Source organism: Nodularia harveyana UHCC-0300 (assembly GCF_034931085.1).
GTDB classification, from domain to species: Bacteria; Cyanobacteriota; Cyanobacteriia; order Cyanobacteriales; family Nostocaceae; genus Nodularia; species Nodularia harveyana.
In genome coordinates this window covers 1-19,579 of sequence record NZ_JAYGHG010000029.1, presented here as the reverse complement: position 1 = coordinate 19,579, position 19,579 = coordinate 1, and the positions used below count along the sequence as shown (strand labels likewise).

16 protein-coding genes are annotated in these 19,579 nt (G+C 41.2%); 9 read left to right on the top strand and 7 right to left on the bottom strand.

Translation table 11 applies throughout. The features are described from left to right. The first annotated feature begins 169 nt into the window (after positions 1 to 169). Positions 170 to 1,120: an aldo/keto reductase gene (locus tag VB620_RS15850; protein WP_323197119.1), complete on the top strand. Its 951-nt coding sequence runs from the start codon at positions 170 to 172 to the stop codon at positions 1,118 to 1,120. 61 nt (positions 1,121 to 1,181) lie between these two features. Here the strand turns inward: VB620_RS15850 and VB620_RS15845 are convergent, their stop codons facing one another. Both VB620_RS15845 and rimO read right to left on the bottom strand, forming a co-directional pair. Beyond that, positions 1,182 to 2,681 carry a DEAD/DEAH box helicase gene (locus VB620_RS15845; protein WP_323197168.1) on the bottom strand — a complete coding sequence of 500 codons (1,500 nt, stop codon included), beginning with the start codon at positions 2,679 to 2,681 and terminating at the stop codon, positions 1,182 to 1,184. A 241-nt stretch (positions 2,682 to 2,922) separates the two neighbouring features. Then, on the bottom strand, positions 2,923 to 4,251 hold the full coding sequence (rimO, locus tag VB620_RS15840; RefSeq protein WP_323197118.1) for a 30S ribosomal protein S12 methylthiotransferase RimO: 1,329 nt from the start codon (positions 4,249 to 4,251) through the stop codon (positions 2,923 to 2,925). Positions 4,252 to 5,005: 754 nt separating this feature from the next. Between rimO and btpA the strand changes: the two genes are divergently transcribed. Continuing rightward, positions 5,006 to 5,854 (top strand): photosystem I biogenesis protein BtpA, encoded by an 849-nt coding sequence (gene btpA, locus VB620_RS15835; RefSeq protein ID WP_323197117.1) that lies wholly within the window; start codon positions 5,006 to 5,008, stop codon positions 5,852 to 5,854. 175 nt (positions 5,855 to 6,029) lie between these two features. After that, the gene (locus VB620_RS15830; protein WP_323197116.1) at positions 6,030 to 7,031 is read left to right on the top strand and encodes a vitamin K epoxide reductase family protein; all 1,002 of its coding nucleotides are present in this window, start codon (positions 6,030 to 6,032) and stop codon (positions 7,029 to 7,031) included. Positions 7,032 to 7,336: 305 nt separating this feature from the next. Here the strand turns inward: VB620_RS15830 and nadB are convergent, their stop codons facing one another. From nadB to VB620_RS15815, 3 genes are all read right to left on the bottom strand, one after another. Then, complete coding sequence (nadB, locus tag VB620_RS15825; RefSeq protein ID WP_323197115.1) at positions 7,337 to 9,004, bottom strand: L-aspartate oxidase; 1,668 nt, start codon at positions 9,002 to 9,004, stop codon at positions 7,337 to 7,339. A 199-nt stretch (positions 9,005 to 9,203) separates the two neighbouring features. Continuing rightward, complete coding sequence (psbU, locus tag VB620_RS15820; RefSeq protein ID WP_323197114.1) at positions 9,204 to 9,632, bottom strand: photosystem II complex extrinsic protein PsbU; 429 nt, start codon at positions 9,630 to 9,632, stop codon at positions 9,204 to 9,206. Positions 9,633 to 10,002: 370 nt separating this feature from the next. Then, the gene (locus VB620_RS15815) at positions 10,003 to 10,782 is read right to left on the bottom strand and encodes a DUF3120 domain-containing protein (protein ID WP_323197113.1); all 780 of its coding nucleotides are present in this window, start codon (positions 10,780 to 10,782) and stop codon (positions 10,003 to 10,005) included. Between the two features lie 305 nt (positions 10,783 to 11,087). Between VB620_RS15815 and VB620_RS15810 the strand changes: the two genes are divergently transcribed. Next, the gene (locus tag VB620_RS15810; protein ID WP_323197112.1) at positions 11,088 to 12,053 is read left to right on the top strand and encodes an undecaprenyl-diphosphate phosphatase; all 966 of its coding nucleotides are present in this window, start codon (positions 11,088 to 11,090) and stop codon (positions 12,051 to 12,053) included. 116 nt (positions 12,054 to 12,169) lie between these two features. Here VB620_RS15810 and VB620_RS15805 read toward each other — a convergent pair whose 3' ends face one another. Then, a complete protein-coding gene (locus VB620_RS15805) occupies positions 12,170 to 12,421 on the bottom strand; it encodes a hypothetical protein (RefSeq protein ID WP_323197111.1) in 252 nt (83 codons plus the stop codon). A gap of 2 nt (positions 12,422 to 12,423) precedes the next feature. Here VB620_RS15805 and VB620_RS15800 point away from each other — a divergent pair, with 2 nt between their 5' ends. The 5 genes from VB620_RS15800 (at position 12,424) to VB620_RS15780 (ending at position 18,532) form a co-directional block, all read left to right on the top strand. Further along, positions 12,424 to 13,779 carry a TIGR03279 family radical SAM protein gene (locus VB620_RS15800; protein WP_323197110.1) on the top strand — a complete coding sequence of 452 codons (1,356 nt, stop codon included), beginning with the start codon at positions 12,424 to 12,426 and terminating at the stop codon, positions 13,777 to 13,779. A gap of 158 nt (positions 13,780 to 13,937) precedes the next feature. Further along, the gene (locus VB620_RS15795) at positions 13,938 to 14,141 is read left to right on the top strand and encodes a PAS domain-containing protein (RefSeq protein ID WP_323197167.1); all 204 of its coding nucleotides are present in this window, start codon (positions 13,938 to 13,940) and stop codon (positions 14,139 to 14,141) included. A gap of 48 nt (positions 14,142 to 14,189) precedes the next feature. Continuing rightward, entirely contained in the window at positions 14,190 to 16,892 is a 2,703-nt protein-coding gene (locus VB620_RS15790) for a PAS domain S-box protein (RefSeq protein WP_323197109.1), read from the top strand. Beyond that, a complete protein-coding gene (locus VB620_RS15785; RefSeq protein ID WP_323197108.1) occupies positions 16,870 to 18,087 on the top strand; it encodes an EAL domain-containing response regulator in 1,218 nt (405 codons plus the stop codon). The genes VB620_RS15790 and VB620_RS15785 overlap by 23 nt, the downstream gene beginning before the upstream one ends. A gap of 82 nt (positions 18,088 to 18,169) precedes the next feature. Then, a complete protein-coding gene (locus tag VB620_RS15780; RefSeq protein ID WP_323197107.1) occupies positions 18,170 to 18,532 on the top strand; it encodes a phosphomannose isomerase type II C-terminal cupin domain in 363 nt (120 codons plus the stop codon). Positions 18,533 to 18,556: 24 nt separating this feature from the next. Here the strand turns inward: VB620_RS15780 and VB620_RS15775 are convergent. Beyond that, on the bottom strand, positions 18,557 to 19,579 hold a 1,023-nt coding region (locus VB620_RS15775; RefSeq protein WP_323197106.1), incomplete at its 5' end, for an ISL3 family transposase.

Genomic DNA, 19,579 nt, shown 5'->3' with positions numbered 1-19,579 from the left:
GGGTATAGTGCGATCGCTTCTCTATTTGTCTTTACTCGCGTGGATTTGCATAAGAATTAGCGACACATTTTGAACAGATTAAGTACATTAGGGAAGATCACAATTTGGGAATTATTCTCTAGTTGATAATTTCCTAGACAAAGAAATGTAAATAAAATAAATATTCAACATGGAAAATATCACATTAGGACAAAATGGACCAAGTGTTACACCTCTATGTATTGGTACTTGGGCTTGGGGTGATAAACTTTTTTGGAACTATGGCGATCGCTATGGTGCAGAAGACGTAGAGGCAGCTTTTACAGCAGCATTAGAGGCGGGTGTCACTTTTTTTGACACTGCGGAAGTTTACGGTCTGGGACTGTCAGAAAAATTATTAGGGCAATTTAGACAAAAAACTCAACAACCTGTGCAAATCGCTACCAAGTTCGGCCCTTTACCTTGGCGATTTACAGGTAAATCTGTATCTGATGCTTTAACGGAAAGCCTCAAACGGTTACAACTACAGCGCATTGAACTATATCAAGTCCATTGGCCTTTTGCTTTCTTCTTAAGTCAAGAAACTTTAATGAATACCCTAGCCGATGAAGTCCAGCAAGGTAGAATTGCCGCCGTGGGGGTGAGTAATTATTCAGCAATACAAATGCGGGAAGCTCACCAAATATTGGCTCGGCGCGGGATACCTTTAGCGGTGAACCAAGTTCGTTACTCTTTATTAAACCGCCAAATTGAAAGTAATAAAATTTTAGCCACAGCCCATGAGTTGGGTGTGACTATTTTGGCTTATAGTCCCTTAGCTCAGGGATTACTTACAGGTAAATACACAGATGAGCGTACTGAAACTCCCAGTGGTCCCAGAAAAATTGACCCGCGATTTAGTAAAGAAGGGTTACAGAAAATTGCTCCGGTAATTTCTTTACTCAACAGTCTGGGAGAAAAGTACGATCGCACTTCTGCCCAAATAGCCCTCAATTGGTTGATTGCTCAAGGAAATGTGATTCCTATTGCGGGAGTAAAAACTGCCCAACAGGTAAAACAAAATGTAGGGGCTTTGGGCTGGAAATTAAACACCGAGGAAATCGGAAAACTAGAAGAAGTCACTCGTCCTTGGTTGAGTTAACAGCTAGTCATAAGTCTTTAGCGAGGCATGACTAATGACTAATGACTACTTACTCAGAAGCTTAATCTCTAGATGCATTGGAAGATGAAACAGAAGTGTCCCGGCGATTATTTCCCCGGAGTTTGGGCTTGGGAGTACTACCGTTGCTGTCTGATTTATTCCAGGAACGGTTTCTGTCACCAGATTCACCACCACCACCACGGCGCTTGGCTAATTTGGGCTTAGTGGAAGGAGCGTCATCTTGAGGATCTACGCCTGATTGCAACCAAGCCGGACGAGTTTGATCATAAGCAATTTGCAATGCAGCTGCGGCGATCGCATGAGCATCATATTCTTCAATCAGTTCGCTGACTATGGGCAAGAATGAAGCTAGGCGTTCCCCAGTCAAAGCTTCTTTGACTTGTCCTTGTAATTTCTGGATATGTCGGGCTTCAATTTGCGCCCGTGTGGGAATGGACAACAATTGCCAATTTTGGCGATTATGGCGCTCAAATGCCTGCTGTTTGCGGCGCTCAAAAGGTTGTACTAAGGAAATTGCTGTACCTTCCTTACCTGCACGACCTGTACGCCCAATGCGGTGAACATAGGTTTCGGCGCTATCTGGTAAATCAAAGTTAATTACATGGGACAACAGATCGACATCTAACCCCCGTGCAGCAATATCAGTTGCTACCACCCAGCGCACTTGACGATTCCGGAACCTGTTTAATAATCGCTCTCTTGCTTGTTGCGATAAGTCGCCGTGATATTCATCTACACTGTGACCGGCTCCCTGTAGGAGATTAGTCAGTTCTGCGGCTGTTCGTCTGGTACGTACAAAGATTAACGCTGTTTCTGGATCTTCCATTTCCAGAATCGGCTGCAATGCTTTAGCTTTTGTCCAGTGGCGGGGGATGAGATAAGCTACTTGATTGATTTTGTTGGGTGTAGCTTTTGGCTGCTCAACGGTGACTGTAGCCGGATTTCGCAAAAATTTGTTGACAATCATGCGAATGGATGGGGGCATTGTCGCCGAAAATAAGGCTGTTTGGCGATCTTTGGGGGCTTGAGATAGAATTTTGATTACATCATCAATAAAGCCCATGCTCAACATTTCATCGGCTTCATCTAAAACAAACCACTTGACTTGATCGAGTTTGAGACAGCCCCGGTCTAGTAAGTCAATCATCCGTCCTGGTGTACCCACAACCATGTGAACACCACGTTTGAGTTGCGTCATTTGGCGTTCGATGGATTGACCACCATAAATTGCCAGAATCCTCAATCCTTCGTTACCGACAAATTGATTGATGGCATCGTGAACTTGAATTGCTAACTCACGGGTTGGTGCTAATACCAATGCTTGCACAGCTTTATGATTTACATCTAACTGCTCTAAAATTGGCAGAGAAAATGCTGCTGTTTTGCCCGTTCCGGTTTGAGATTGACCTACTACATCCCGACCTGCTAACAGTTGAGGAATGGCTTGAGCTTGAATATTAGTAGGTGCGGTAAAGCCAATATTTTCTAATTGCTCAACACGTTTTTGTGAAAGACCTAGTTCTTGAAAAGAAAGAGTCATTAATTCTCCTAGATTTTGTTTTTGGTGTTCAATTTGTTCATCTGACAGTGGTTGCCAGATTTCAAACAAGTGTGTTAAACCCTCTTCTGAGTGAGGGTGCTACGCTGTCAGCGTTAGCTTTGGCGTAGTGTGTTATGGACAAGCCGTAGTGAGTATGGAGCTTCAGCAATTCCTAAAAGGCTTGACTTCTCCTCTGGTCTAGACACTGCATAAAAGCAGTTCTGGACTCACCCTGCTAACTCTAGTTGTGGTAACTATTGACAACTTCACCATAGAGGTCGTAAGTATCAGCGCTGTGGATTGCTACTGGCACGATGGTTCCTAATTTTGCCTCCCCATCGACATATATCTGACCATCAACTTCTGGGGAAAATCTGCCTGAGCGACCAATGAGTTTTCCACTTTCAGGGTGTTCTTGTTCAATCAGGACATCAACAATTTTGCCGATTTCCTGTTGATTTTTTTTACCGGCTATTGGCTCTTGCAAGGCCATTAATGTATGCCAGCGCTCATCCATCAGTTCTTGGGGTAACTGATTATCTAGCTTGTAAGCGGGCGTTCCTTCTTCCGGTGAAAAGGTGAATACACCAACATGATCAAATTCGTGACGCTGGACGAATTCTAGTAGATGCTGAAAATGCTCTGGTGTTTCGCCAGGAAAACCAACGATAAAGGTTGTTCTGAGTACTGCACTTGGTAGGGTTGCTTTGATGCGTTCAATAATCCCATCATTTACCCGTCCTTGCCAGGGACGATTCATTGAGCGAAGAATATCTGGATGAGAATGTTGAAGGGGCAAATCTAGATATGGTAGGACGTTTGAGGTTTCTTGAATTGCCTTTATGACATCTGGGGTCAACCCGGTGGGATATGCATAGTGCATTCTGATCCACGGTACATCTACTTGACCTAAAGCGCGAAGTAATTCCGCTAACTTTGGCTTTCCATAGATATCTAAGCCGTAATTGGTGGTGATTTGGGAAATTAAAATAATTTCCTGCACCCCTTGACTAGCTAACTGCTCCGCTTCAGCAACTATAGATTCAATAGTACGCGATCGCTGGTTTCCTCGGAGATAAGGAATAATACAAAATGCACAACGATAATCACATCCTTCGGCAACCCGCAGGTAGGCAACCCCTTCACTGGTTGTCCGATAACGGGGTGTAGTTTCGTCGGCAATGTAGGTTGGTTCTAGACTAACCTCTTTTACCCGTTCTCCTTGTTCTACACGCTCAATTACATTAACAATTTTATGATAGTCACCAGTGCCTACCAGTGCTACTGCTTCTGGCAACTCTGATAATAATTGTTCCTGGAAGTGCTGCGCCATACAGCCAGTGATCACGACTTTTTTATTAGCTTCTGCCAGTTCTACTAAAGTTCTGACAGATTCCTGTCTTGCTGCTTCTATAAAACTACAAGTATTAACTATAACGTAATCGGCTAACTCTTCATTTGTATCTACACCATAGCCTGCTTCTACAAGCAGTCCTAGCATATGTTCTGTATCAATTCGATTTTTTTCGCAGCCCAGGTGCGAAATTGCAATCGTTGGCTTTTCACCCATATTCTACAAACATTTTCCGTTTTTTTTCTAGTCAGAATTTGCAAGCAGCGATGATTCCGCTCCTTGTAAGATACACCTTTACACAGTCAGGGGCTAGAATAACAGGTTTTAGCTGTCAGCTACTGTCTGGGTATACACAACACGGATATTTCCCTGTCATGCGATCGGTTTTTTTACTATTTAGTCTATTTCCCAGGGTAAGGTTTGTGTCTTAGATTACTTTTGACACTTATATTTTTTTTAACAAATTGTCTGTTGGTATTTTTCATTACCGCAGCGCGTGTGTTGTTAATTTACCCGTCGGGAAGCCGCCCAAAGGGCTGGTTGTGAGAAGTCGCTACCCGCAGGTAAATCACGCTCTCTGCGTCGTTGATTTCGACCCATGATTACGAGACCACACTTAATAAAGCAGTCATAGTACCCTTGTATCTAGACTTTGCCAACGATGGTGCGCGGGCGAGGTGTCTAAACTAGGGAAAGCTGCCTTGCGTTTTGTGAGTGGCAAACTCCTCTTCTAGCCAGGTTTTATCTTAACATATCTTAGGGGAGGTTTTACGATAATTTCCATCTCAGGGAAGAGGTAGTAAAACAACCAACTGAAAACACATTTGACTAGTTAGTTAAAAGTCAAGAGGAGCCAGCCCCATGAGCAGGTTCGGTTGACTTGAGGTGACTGGCGTTCAATAGTCAATAGTCAAACAAATTCTAGACTCTCGACTGGTGGACACTAGACCCCGCAAAGCGGATTAAAGACGTGGACTTATATCAGCTATTTAAAACTCAAAGACCGATTATTGGCGTGGTTCATCTACTTCCACTGCCCACCTCGCCCCGTTGGGGAGGTAATCTCAAAGCGGTAATTCACCGCGCGGAACAAGAAGCAGCTGCCCTAGCCAGTGGCGGGGTGGATGGCATTATTGTGGAAAACTTTTTTGACGCGCCGTTTGCCAAAAACCAAGTTGACCCAGCAGTTGTCAGTGCTATGACTGTGGTGGTACAACGCATCCAGAATTTGGTGACACTGCCCATAGGCTTAAATGTTTTACGGAACGATGCTCAAAGTGCAATGGCGATCGCCAACTGCGTACAAGCACAATTCATTCGTGTCAATGTTCTCACAGGAGTGATGGCAACTGATCAAGGATTAATTGAGGGAGAAGCTCATCAATTACTGCGTTATCGGCGAGAATTGGGCTGTGATGTCAAAATTTTTGCTGATGTGTTGGTCAAGCACGCCCGACCATTGAGTTCTCCTAATCTTACAGTTGCTGTCAAAGACACAATTGAAAGAGGTTTGGCAGATGCCGTAATTTTATCTGGTTGGGCTACAGGTAGTCCCCCTAACCAAGAAGACTTGGAACTAGCTTGTGGTGCGGCTAATGGCACTCCTGTGTTTATAGGTAGTGGAGCTAATTGGGAAAACATTGCTACACTGATGCAGGCAGCAAATGGTGTCATTGTTTCTAGTTCTCTGAAGCGTCACGGTCGCATCGAACAACCCATTGACCCGATTCGCGTTGCTCAATTTGTGGAAGCTACCCATAGTCTGGGGAGTCCTCTAACTATTGAGTCCATTTCCCGTCCTATGACAGTACATTCTTAAAGTCAGCAGAGGGGAAGAAGAGGCAGGATGTGGGTACTGCTGGTGCAGGGAGAAAACTTGTAATTTCCTACTGACTGATGACTACTGACTAATGACCAATGATTTACCCTGATCTCAGCCGTTTGCGTAGCATCCCGAAGGGTAGGGCTAATAACCAATAACCACTTAAAAGCTTATGACTCGCCGCCGTTCTATTCCTTGGATTCATAAATGGTCGCGTCCATTGATTGGGGCGATCGCTGTACTTGGTGCTTTGACAACAGGTTATATCACTATACAAAAGTTAACAGGAGGCAGTGCCGCTTGTGTGGCTGAAGCCGGTACTAAAGGCTGTAATGATGTGCTTTCCAGTCCTTGGGCCACTATCCCCATTTTTGGCGCGTCGGTTCCCCTAGCTTTATTTGGGTTATTGGCTTATGTCAGTATGGTGACTTTGGCCGTTGTCCCTTTAGTATGGAAGCCAAGTGACAAAAATACTCTGAAACAACTGGAAAACTCAACTTGGTGGCTCCTATTGGTAGGGGCGATCGCTATGTCGGTTTTCAGTGGCTATTTAATGTACGTACTGGCATTCCAAATCCAAGTCGTCTGTTATTACTGTATTGGCTCCGCCTTATTCTCTGCCAGTCTGTTAGTTTTGACGATTCTCGGTCGGACTTGGGAGGATATAGGGCAAATATTCTTTACCGCGATCATTGTCGCCATGATCACCCTGATTGGAACTTTAGGTGTCTATGCTGGCGTGAATCCATCAGATGTAACATCAGACGTAACTCCTGGAGAATCTCAAAGAATTAGTTTTACTCCCGAAGTAAATCCCGATCCCAATTTTGGTTGGGAAATCACCACTACTTCTGGTGAAGCTGAGATAGAATTAGCACGCTATCTGGGGACTATAGATGCTAAAGAATATGTAGCCTATTGGTGTCCTCACTGCCACGAACAAAAACAACTCTTTGGTAAAGAAGCTTACAAGATTCTGGAAGAAAAGAATATTCCCATTGAATGTGCTGCTGATAGCCCTAAAGGTCAACCAGAAGTGTGTCAAGCCGCGAACATCAAAGGTTTCCCCAGTTGGATTATTAATGGTCAACTGTATGGTGGGGTTCAAAATCTTGACCAACTAGCAAAAGTTTCTGGGTATACTGGCCCTCGGAATTTCAGGTATTTCAGATAATTTCTCACCATAAGTCTGGTAGGAAAACTCTGACTCAATATATTCAACTGGTTGATGTGCAGCTATCCCAGTTGATTTTTTTTGTGGGATGAATACTATAGCAGGGAACAGGGAACAGGGAACAGGGAACAGGCTTGCCCTGAGCGACTTGTACTGAGCGCAGTCGAAGTAAGTCGTTTGCGTAGCATCCCGAAGGGTAGGGCTGGAAACTCTCTAATTGTAAGGGTTTCATCATCTGTTTCTGTCCTAACTTCCTTGGCGGTTGCTATAAGTAAAGATTTGTAAAGAGAAAATATTTAACTGTTCTAGATCAGAGATTTTTGCCATTGGTGTTTTTCTACCAGGGTGTGGACTTGCCAATCAGGGTCTGGTTGAGGATAGTCTAGGCGGTAGTGTCCGCCCCGGCTTTCGGTTCTAAAGGCGGCACTTTTGAGAATTAAATAGGCGACATCGAGTAAATTACGAGTTTCTGCCCACAGTCGCAATTGCTTTTCTGTATCTGGTGTATGGAAATTTACTGGTTGGTTAGGGCTTAAATTTAGTAAGAATTTACTCAAAGGTAAAGCGGCAAAATCTTTTTGCCAAATTTCCACAGTAGCGATCGCATCTAATAAACCTGACTGTTCCCGACAAATCCCTGCACTTTGCCAAACTAAACGCGGTAAATTCTCTCTCAGTGTTTCTATATATATTTTTTGGCTTTGCCATTCACTGACATCATCTGTAAATTCTTGTAATGGCAGTATTGTTTCTGAGGATGGTGTCATCTCTGATAGCTCAATATTCGCCATCTGCGCCCCAAACACAATACATTCCAGCAAAGAATTACTTGCTAAACGATTGGCTCCGTGTACTCCTGTACTGGCGGTTTCTCCCACTGCATATAAACCAGGGATATTAGTGCGATTCATTAAATCGGCAACAATACCACCCATCCAGTAATGGGCGGCTGGGGCTACAGGAATGGGTTCATGGAAGACATCAATACCCCAATATTGACAAACTTGGACGATGTTGGGAAAGCGATGACGAATCTTTTCTGGGGGTATGGGTCGCATATCTAACCACACATGGGCGGTGGCTAGATCGGTGGCGGTTTGTTGGAGGTGGCTGAAAATGGCTCTACTGACTACATCTCTGGGTGCTAGTTCACCGGCTGGATGATAGTCAAAGGCGAAACGCTTTCCTGTGTCATCAATTAGGTGTGCGCCTTCGCCCCGGACAGCTTCACTGATGAGAAAGTGGTCTGCACCGGGTTTAGTGAGGGATGTGGGGTGAAATTGCACAAATTCTAAATCCCGGAGTATCGCGCCGGCTCGATAGGCGATCGCCACTCCATCACCTGTACTCACGGCTGGGTTAGTGGTTTGGGCGAATACTTGACCACCGCCACCAGTGGCTAATATGACAGCATTAGCTCTAATGGGCGTAATTTTACCCTGATAAAAGAGGCTAATTCCCTGACATCTCCCGGATTGGGGTTCTATCCACAAATTCAACGCTAAAGCTTGCTGGATAACTTGAATGTTTTGGCGGCGCAATACCTGGGCTGTAAGGGTAGTGGTGACTTCCCTACCTGTAGTATCGGCTGTGTGGAGAACCCGGTGACGGGAATGGGCGGCTTCTAAAGTTAAAGCCAAAGTTTGACCATGACGGTCAAATGCTACTCCCAAGTTCACCAGGGATTGAATACATTTAGGGGCTTCTTGGGCGAGAAATTCTACGGCTGGGCGATCGCACAACCCCGCACCTGCTTGTAATGTATCCTCAATATGTAATGAAGGTGAATCTTCCGGCGCGATCGCGGCAGCAATACCTCCCTGCGCCCAATCACTAGCAGATAGAGACACAGTTTCTTTAGTAATCAAGCCGACTCGCAATTTCTCTGGTAAACATAGTGCTGTGTATAGTCCAGCAGCACCAGCACCGACTACTAAAACATCAAATTGGCTCGGAATATCTATTTGCAACAAAGTCTAATTTAGATAGCAGGGGCGGGTCAAAAGAATCAGGGGAGCAGGGAGCGAGGGAGAAGACAAAAGACGGAGTTTGTACTCCGCCCTGGGCGGGTAATTTCTTTGTTTGTTCCCATTTTGAAAAAAAGCGGCCACTCCAGATCAAGGGAAGTTGGCTGCTATTACGGATATTTAATTAGATTAACTATCCAGACAGTTATCTGTAGATACCGTTGTTAAAGCGGTCATCTCCAGCGTTGAAAATAGTTTCTAATTCGGTGACAGCGAAGTTATCTAAGTTACTTTGCAGAAGTGCTTTTTGGCGATCGCTTAATCCCGGAATTTCGAGTACATCCTCAACATTCTGGTAAGGAGCATTTAGCACAATTTTCTTAGCTAAAGTGGGGTACAGCCCTGGATATTGTTGAAAAGCTCGCACATTGGTATTATTCAAGTCAACTTTTTGACCAAATGCTGTCCCTAACTTGGCATCAGCTCTATTTTGTCGTGAAAGTGCCAAAACTGGAACTGATCCAAACCCAACACTGTTGAGATTCGCCGCAGTAGCGATCTGACTTGTTCCCAGCCATCCCCAACTACCTAGCAACAAGCTAAATACTGTTAATAAACGCACCAATGTTTTCACAATCTTTCTCCCTTTTTAGATCAAACTGAAATAACGACTTTAAGCCAAATGCTATCAACTATAAACTGAATTTTGACTGATGAAGTCAAACACACCGATGAATACTGGCTGTGATCTTTAATGTACTCCTAGCCGGAAAATCAATACTTTGAGTGTATCTATATTCTGGTGCTTCACCTGAGTTGTTAGCTCTCTGGCTTAGTCAACAAATAGCAGTCATCAAAAACTAATATACAGCCTATTAATACCCACAATATTTGCAGCTACTGGGTTTGGTGTTATTTTTACAAAAAGTTATCTAGATGGCTGGCGGATGAGGCAACCTTATAAATAGGTAGTTTTATATACTAGACATATCATTGATGAGATTTTAAGCAGCATTTGCAGCTATTAAGAAGAGGCTATCTACCAAAATTGTACTTAACACTGCTCCACTGAATGCATACCAATGTTTAGCTTTGGTCTGTAAAGGTAAAATTCCTGCTGTTAAGAGCAATATAGCCAAAACTACTGCCCAGCTTTGTCCCCAAGGGGTTTGTACTTGCACTAAAGCAGTTTGTAATATTGGTGACACGTTAGCAGGTTCTACTTGCATAATTTGCCGCCAATAGGGGATCAAATCTACTATGTAAAAATATATATCAGTCAAAGCTGTGCCTAGCAAGGAACCTAAGTAAAACCAGTTACCAACTTTGCCCCAATTCTTAATTAGACACCAGCACGCAAATGGTAAACCGATAGACTCTACTGGTAAATGCCATAAGGGTTCCCAACGTAACCAACCCCAATAAATGGCTCCCGCTAACCAACTCCAGCTAAAACCGAAGAGTAAATCGCCCCAGAGATAAGTTTTCTGATGTGACATTAATCTCAAACTCAACCACACCCAAAATGCTGTAATCGCTACACTGACAACTGGCAGCGATCGCACTAATGGCGCTTCTATAAATACTGGTACTGATACTAAAAACACAGCCGCCGCCAATACTAACCAAGTTTCACGGTTAGGCAGAGATATCGGTATAGACGGAGATAAAGTTAGTCTAGATTGTAACTCGCTGATCCTCTGAGAACCAAACTCTGTTGCTGGTAAGTCAGTACTGATAGCAGTAGTAGGAGTAGTGTATGAAGACAAGGTATTATTAATCAAAGTTTTTCATATTCGTTACTAAAGTTTATCTTATTTAAGATATCACATCTAAAATACCCCCCCAGGGCATTTTTATTTTACCGAGATTTTGCGTAGATTAGGGAGTGGGAAGAAGAGGCAGGGATTGGGGAGTGTGGGGAGTAAAGAATTTTGGATTTTGGAGAAAGCGATTTTAGATTGCAGTCTAATCCAAAATCTAAAATCTAAAATCTAAAATTGATTGACTAATGACTTTTTCCTGGAAAATCCCTTAGACATCTGTTTCTGTAATTGGTTGTAGTAAAAGCGATAGCAGGTAATTTTAAATGGGTTTATTCAAACGTCAATGGTTCATGCTGTTAAGTGCAGGATCTGCGATTTTCTCCGTTCTAGTATTCCCCATCAAAGTTTTAAGTACCGAAACTAACGCAGCGTTAGATCAGGTACAGCAACAAATGAATATCTTGCAAGCTATTTTTTTGGGCTTTGTGCAGGGAATGACTGAATTTCTGCCCATTAGTAGTTCAGCACATTTAAAAGTTGTGCCTGTAGCGCTGGGTTGGGGTGATCCGGGGGTAGCTTTTACCGCCATTGTTCAGCTTGGTAGTATTGTCGCCGTGCTGTGGTATTTCTGGGATGATATGACGCAAATTATCACAGGTGCAACAAAAGCGATCGCCCTGAAAGATTATCAAAACCAAGACTTCCAGATGTTTCTGGGAATTACCTTGGGAACACTACCAATAATTGTCTTGGGATTATTAATTAAAAGATTTATCCCCGACTACGACAACTCACCCTTAAGAAGCATGACAGCGATCGCCATCGCCTCTATTGTCATGTCACTGTTATTGGGATTAGCAGAAAAAATCGGCAAACGTCAACGTGACTTTCAGCATCTCACCATGAAAGATGGGCTATTGATGGGTTTTGCTGAATGTTTAGCATTAATTCCTGGGGTATCTCGCTCTGGTTCCACCATTACAGGGGGACTATTTATGAGTTTAGAACGAGAAACCGCCGCCAGATTCTCATTTTTGTTGGGTATTCCCGCCATCACCATAGCCGGATTAGTAGAGTTAAAAGATTTTTTAGCCGTAGGCGTAAGTAATACAGCGATGATTCCTATGTTAGTCGGGACAATTTCGTCCGGGATATTTTCTTATATAGCGATCGCCGGGTTAATACAATTCCTCAAAACCCAAAGCACCTGGGTATTTATTTGGTATCGCCTCGCCTTTGGTATCCTCATCTTAGGTGCAATCAGCACCGGATTATTAAAAAATAGTTAATAGTCATTAGTCAATCAATTTTAGCAGGACTTACGCAACAATTGCCAAAAATATTGATTTATCTAACCGCCAAGCCGCCAAGAACGCCAAGAAAACGTAGATTATGCGTAAGTCATTTAGATTTTAGATTTTAGATTTTGGATTAGACTGCAATGTAAAATCGCTTTCTCCAAAATCCAAAGTTCTTTACTCCCCACACCTCCCACACCTCCCACACTCCCCACACCCCCCACACCTCCCACACCTCCCACACTCCCCACACTCCCCACACCTCCCACACCCCCCACACCTCCCACACCTCCCACACTCCCCACACCCCCCACACTCCCCACACCTCCCACACCTCCCACACCTCCCACACTCTCCAATCATGTCTACCATCCGTCCAGCCCAAATCACCAAAGTATTACCCGATTCCATAGCCGCCGAAATTGGCTTTGATGCGGGAGATGCCATAGTTGCTATCAACGGCACACAACCCCGTGATTTAATTGATTATCAATTTTTATGTGCTGATGAAGTTCTAGAACTAGAAGTTTTAGACGCATCTGGTAAAACTCATCATATTGAAATAGAAAAAGATTACGACGAAGACCTGGGGCTAGAATTTGCCACCGCCCTATTTGATGGATTAATTCAATGTAATAATCGTTGTCCATTTTGCTTTATTGACCAGCAGCCACCAGGTAAGCGTTCCAGTCTATACTTCAAAGACGATGATTACCGTCTCAGCTTTTTATACGGTTCCTACTTAACCCTAACCAACTTGTCAGAACGAGAATGGCTGCGTATTGAACAAATGCGCCTCTCGCCCTTATTTGTGTCTGTTCATGCGACAGAACCCGACATCAGAATTAAACTCCTGAAAAATCAACGTGCTGGACAAATCTTAGAACAAATCAAATGGTTCCAAGACCGCAGACTACAAATTCATGCCCAAGTAGTAGTTTGTCCTGGGATCAACGATGGTCAACATCTCGAACAAACCCTCAAAGATTTAGCCTCTTTTCATACTGGTGAAATCCCGGCTGTCGCATCAGTAGCAGTTGTCCCAGTGGGTTTGACCCGATTTCGCCCCCAATTCGACGAACTCATTCCCGTAACCACAGAAAAAGCTCAAGAAGTTATTTCTCAAGTACAAAGTATCTCCCAGAAATTTCGCCAAAAATTTGGTTCCGGCTTTGCTTGGTTGGCTGATGAGTGGTTTTTGATTGCAGGTGAGGAATTACCCACGGAAGCGGAATATGAAGAATATCCACAAATTGATAACGGTGTGGGTTCCATTCGTTTATTTATTAAGCAATTTACATCTACAGCCACAGAATTACTCCCGCCAAAACTTGACCATCCTAAACAATTAACCTGGGTAGTTGGTAATGCTGTAGAAAAAGCATTTCAACCTATTTTGCAACAGTTAAACTCTGTAGAAAATTTAGAAGTAAAGATGCAGGCCTTATCTAGTGATTATTGGGGACAGAAAATTAGTGTAACTGGCTTAATCACCGGTCATGATTTGCTTTTGAATCTTTCAGGAAAAGATTTAGGTGGTGGGATTTTGCTGCCACAAGTTATGCTGAAACATGGGGAATTGGTGTTTTTAGATGATATGACTGTTGCAGAAGTTGCTGAGAAACTCAACACAGAAATATTTCCGGTTTCTGGCATTGAAGAATTAATTAATACTTGTGTTTCTGAAGTCGAAGTAAGTCGAAGTAAGTCGAAGTAAGCCGAAGTGTCTCTACTCCCTATTCCCCAGCTATAAGAGAAAATATTCCTCCAGTCTTTTTCTCAGAGATGCTTATCAGCAGAAACTATATTACATCAGCCCAGTTTATGAAGAAATTTGGGAAGCGGCGCTGCGATCGCTAAAATTTACGAGAAAATCTGCTTAATTATATTCATCCTTTAGATCGAGATCACTACATAGATGTTGTAGATGGTTTATTATCAGGCAAGAATTTTATGAAAAATTTTCCGATTATCCGCCCTGACGATGAAATGCAGTGGATTGATACCAAAACTTTTCCTATAAATAATCAACAAGGAGAATTTTATCGTTTTGCTGGAATTGCTGAAAATATTACTTAGCTCAAACAAGCACAAACATATCTGACTCAAATCAACCAAGAACTAGAAATGCGTGCGACTGAAAGAACTATGGCTTTAACTCAAGTCAATCACCAGCTAGTGTCAGAAATTACAGAACATCATGAGAGTGAAGAACGGTTCCGTTTTTTGGCAGAATCTATCCTGCAACAAGTATGGATTACGAATGCTAACGGTGAGCTTGAGTATGTTAATCAACAGGTTATTGACTACTTTGGTTGCAGTTCCGCAGAAGTTCTAGGGGTGGGATGGCAGCAATGGATACATCCTGATGACTTGCCAGATACTCTGTTTGGTTGGCAGCAATCTCTAGAAATTGGTAAACCTTATGAAGTAAAATTTCGTTGTTTGCGATCCACTGATCAGACTTATCGTTGGCATTTAATTCGGGCTTTGCCTATGTCTAATCAGGAAGGTAAAATCGTTAACTGGTTTAGTATAAATACTGATATTGATGATCGAGTATCAACAGAAATTACTCTACAGCAAACACAACAACAGTTCAGAGCAATTTTAGATAACTCTCCAGCAGTGATTTATCTGATCGATCCTCAAGGTAAAACCTTACTAGGGAACCGCAAGTATCAAGAGGTATTAAACCTGACTCAAGAGGAAATTATTGGCAAAAGCATACATGAACTTTGGCCGGATGATGTTGCAGATCAGTTTGCGATGAATAACCATCAAGTAATTGTCGATGGTGTTGCTTTCACAACAGAAGAATTTGTTCCTCAAGAAGATGGTTTACATACATACTTGTCTATTAAGTTCCCTTTAAAAGATGCTAATGGCGTGACCTATGCTGTGGGTGGTATTTCTACTGATATTACAGAACGTAAGTTAGCAGAAAAATCACTACTACGTTTTGGCAAAGCGATAGAAAGCATCAGTGATGCCATAGTTATTAGAGATATCACAGGTGAGGTGATCTATCTCAACCCAGCGTTTATCGAAAAGTATGAGTATAGCTTGGCAGAATTACAGGACGCTGGTGGATATCAAGCGATATTTGAGCATCTAGCCGTTTATGAAAAAGTCTGCGCTCATCCTGAGAATAGTCAGTCTTGGCGTGGTGAGGTGACTTTTCGTGCCTGTAATGGCCGCCTTGTGCAAGTTGATTTGCATTGTGATGTAATTAAAGATGCTAGTGGTCAATCTATGGGTACAGTCTGCATTCATACAGATATTACTCAACGTAAGCGCACAGAAGAAGGGTTAAGATTACGTAATCGGGCGATCGCTGCCAGTAGTAATGGCGTTATTATTACTGATGCTACACTTCCTGACAAGCCTATTATCTATGTTAATTCAGCTTGTGAAAGAATGACAGGCTACAGTGCCGCAGAGGTAATCGGCAGAAATTTTTATTCATTCCAAGTTGCTGACCAAAATCAATCTGCGTTAACAGAAATATCTGCTGCTATGGAAACAGAAAGAGACTGCACTATGACTCTACGAAACCACCATAAAGATGGTGGGTTATTGTGGCACGAGTTAAATATTTCACCAGTTTATGATGTGGCTGGCAAACTTACCCACTACGTCGCTATTCAAACAAATATAACTGAGCGGAAGCAAGCAGAAACAGCCTTAATTGTCAGTCAAGAACGGCTGCAATATTTACTCTCCTCTAGTGCGGCTGTCATCTATACTACTACTATTACTGGGGATTTAGGTTGTACCTTTGTCAGTGGAAATATCACTGCAATGACAGGATACGAAGCCTGGGAAATTGTCGATAATTCTAGCTTTTGGAATAATCGTATACATCCAGAAGACTTTCTTTCTGTATCTGCTGAACTTTCCCAGGTCATGGAAAAAGGAAAATATACTCTAGAATATCGGTTTTTACATCAAGATGGTACTTATCGTTGGCTATATGACAAAGGCCAGCTAGTCCGGGATAAAGCAGGGAATCCATTAGAATTAGTCGGTTACTTAGCAGATATCACAGAGCATAAGCAATTAGAAGCAGAACTAAAAATAGCACTAGAAACGGAAAAAGAACTTAACGAACTCAAATCCCGTTTTATTTCCATGACTTCTCATGAATTTCGCACCCCATTGAGTACAATTCTTTCTTCCTCAGAATTATTAGAACACTATCGGCACCAATGGACAGAAGAAAAACAACTAACTCACTTACATCGCATTCAAACTGCTGTTAAGCGGATGACAGAAATGTTAAATGATGTGTTAGTGATTGGTAAGGCTGAAGCAGGAAAACTGGAATATAAGCCCACTTGCTTCGATTTAGTCGAATATTGTCGTGATTTGTTGTCAGAAGTACAAGTAAATTACAACAATATGTGCGTAATTTCTTTTACTAGTCAATATAACTCTATGTTATGCTGCATGGATAGTAATTTACTAGAACATATTCTCAATAATTTACTTTCAAATGCTATTAAGTATTCCTCTAATGATAGCAAAGTGAAATTTACTCTGATCTGTGAGGATAAACAAGCTATATTTAAAATTCATGACCAAGGTATTGGTATTCCAGAAGAAGATATACCACACTTGTTTGAATCTTTTCATCGGGCTAGGAATGTTGATAATATCCTCGGAACTGGATTAGGTTTGGCTATTGTGCAAAAATGTGTAGATTTACATCAAGGTAAAATTTCTGTTACCAGTACCCAGGGAGTTGGGACGGTTTTTACTGTGATATTGCCTTTAAATAAAAATATGAATATTGAGGTTAAAAATGACTCAAATTTTAGTTATTGAAGATGAGGAAGCGGTACGTGAGAATCTATTAGATTTGTTAGAAGCTGAGAATTTTGAGACTATTACAGCTGAAAATGGCACAATTGGCATCAGTTTGGCTACATCTGTCATACCTGACTTAATTTTGTGTGATATGATGATGCCGGAAATTGATGGTTATGGTGTGTTAAAAGCATTGCGTCAACAACCTTTAACTGCAACAATTCCCTTTATTTTTTTAACGGCTAAATCTGCTCATGCTGATTTTCGTCAAGGTATGAATATGGGTGCAGATGATTATTTAACAAAGCCATTTACTCGCTCTGAACTTTTAAGTGCAATTATGAATCGCTTAGAAAGACAAGCTATGTTAAAAAAGTATTTATCTGGATCTAATAAACTTACAAACCCCATAGTTTCACCGAAAATACAATTGGTGGAAATGAATTTACACCGAGTTATCAACGAAAAAAGATTTCATGAATTTGAAATTTATTATCAACCCATCATTAGTATTGCTTCGGGAGAAATTATTGCTGCGGAAAGTTTATTGCGCTGGAACAGTCCAGAGTTAGGTATGGTTTTACCTGCTCAATTTATTCCGGTGGCAGAATCTACTGGTTTAATTATTGATCTGGGCCAATGGGTTTTAGAAACTGTATGTAAACAAATAAAAATCTGGCAAGATATAGGAGTAATATCTCTGAATATTTCTGTTAATATATCGGCACTTGAATTGAATAATCCAGATTTGGTCAAAAATTTAAGATATTTCTTGAACATAAATAATTTATCACCAAAATGTTTAGAAATCGAAATTACCGAAAGTATGATTATGCAAAATATTAATAGTGCGATCGCTACTATGAAAGAACTAAAAAAATTGGGTGTACGAATTGCTGTTGATGATTTTGGTACTGGCTATTCTTCTTTAGTTTATCTAAGTAATCTGCCAATTGATACATTAAAGATTGACCGTTATTTTATTCATAATGTGGATAATGACTCACAAAAATACGCCATTGCTAAAGCATTAATAGAAATGGGTCAGAATCTAAATCTTCAGGTAATTGCTGAGGGTGTAGAAACAGAATCGGAACTATCTTTTTTACGCGAGAATAACTGTGATGCTATGCAAGGGTTTTTATTCAGTCGTCCATTACCAGCATCTGAATTAGAGAACTTTTTGTGGAGTAATAGAAAGCTATCTATGTAAGTCGAATCAGGAATTATAAATTTTTAGTTGGGTTATTTAAAATCTAGTTTTATCTGGTTTCAGTTACAAAATATTTATCTTTATGTCTCAGAATAAAAATGAAAGTCAATCTTCTGCTCATGCAGGTGCAAGATATTGGGGTACTGTAGATGTTATAGAAGAAGGGGAAACTTATCGAATTAGCCGGATTGAAATCAAACCAAAACACGGGATTAAACCACAAATCCATTATCACCGCAATGAGCATTGGGTTGTGGTTTCTGGTGTAGCTAAGGTAACTTGTGGAAAAGATGAAAAGCTACTGGGTCGAAATCAATCAACTTTTGTTCCCGCAGCAACTCTGCATAAGGTGGACAACCCCGGACAAATTCCACTGGTGATTTTAGAAATTCAAAATGGTGAGTATTTGGGTGAGGATGATATTGAACGGCCTAAATTAGGTTGAAAAATTCCGGTTCTTCGGTTACTTTTATGGAGAATTAATACTAAAATGCCAGTTTAATAAACTGCGTAACCTAAAATTGCTGAAGTTACGGAAGCCATATCCCAGCCTTTTAATTAACTTGAGTTTATTATTAATTCCTTCTACAGTACCACTCGTAGTTTTACTGTCAAAGTAACCGACTATTTCACCGAACCATCTAACTATTGTACCTATACTTTTCGGAAAATATGAAAGTGCATCATACATCCAATCCAATAGTTTTATTATACTATCTCCCCAAGATTTAGTTGTTTCAAATATATCTCGAAATTCTTCTTTGAGTGAATGCATTCTGGCGAGATTTGGTGACATTTTTTGCACAGACTTTAATTTTTCTTTTTGCTTTTTATTGAGAGAATTTTCATTTTTTATTAAACTATATTTACTTTTATTTAATGCTTCTAATATCCGTGTTTTTTCTGATTTATTATCTAGCGACATGGCTGCATTTTTCTCGGTTTTACGCATAGTATCTAATTCGTCATTTACTTGTTTCATTACATGAAATCTATCAGCAGTTACATTAGCATTTGGCATCAACTCTTCTACTAATTTTTTATAAGGAGACCAGAGGTCAATGCTCACTTCTTCGATTTTATGAAGTACCTCAAACCCCCAACTGACAAGGACTTCACGGATATCTTCTATTCGCCTTGATTGCACTATCTCAATTGGTTTATGACTCTCTAAATCTACTATTACTGCTAAGTAGTTTCCTTGTCCTTTAACTAAAGCTATTTCATCTATGCCTAACTTTTTCACCTGACTTAAATTTATGTTTAATATTTGCGACACTTGCTTTTTTAACATTGATTCTACTTCTTCGTCACTTAAATCATTTCTTTCGGCAACACTGCGGATGTTACTATTTAATACTTGTTGTACTATATCCGTCGCTAATCTTTTCGTATATCCTTTACTTTTATCTACAAAATTTAGGTTTTCACTAAAGACTTTTTTACACTTGTGGCATTTAAATTGGCGACGATTTATTTTTAATAGAACAGG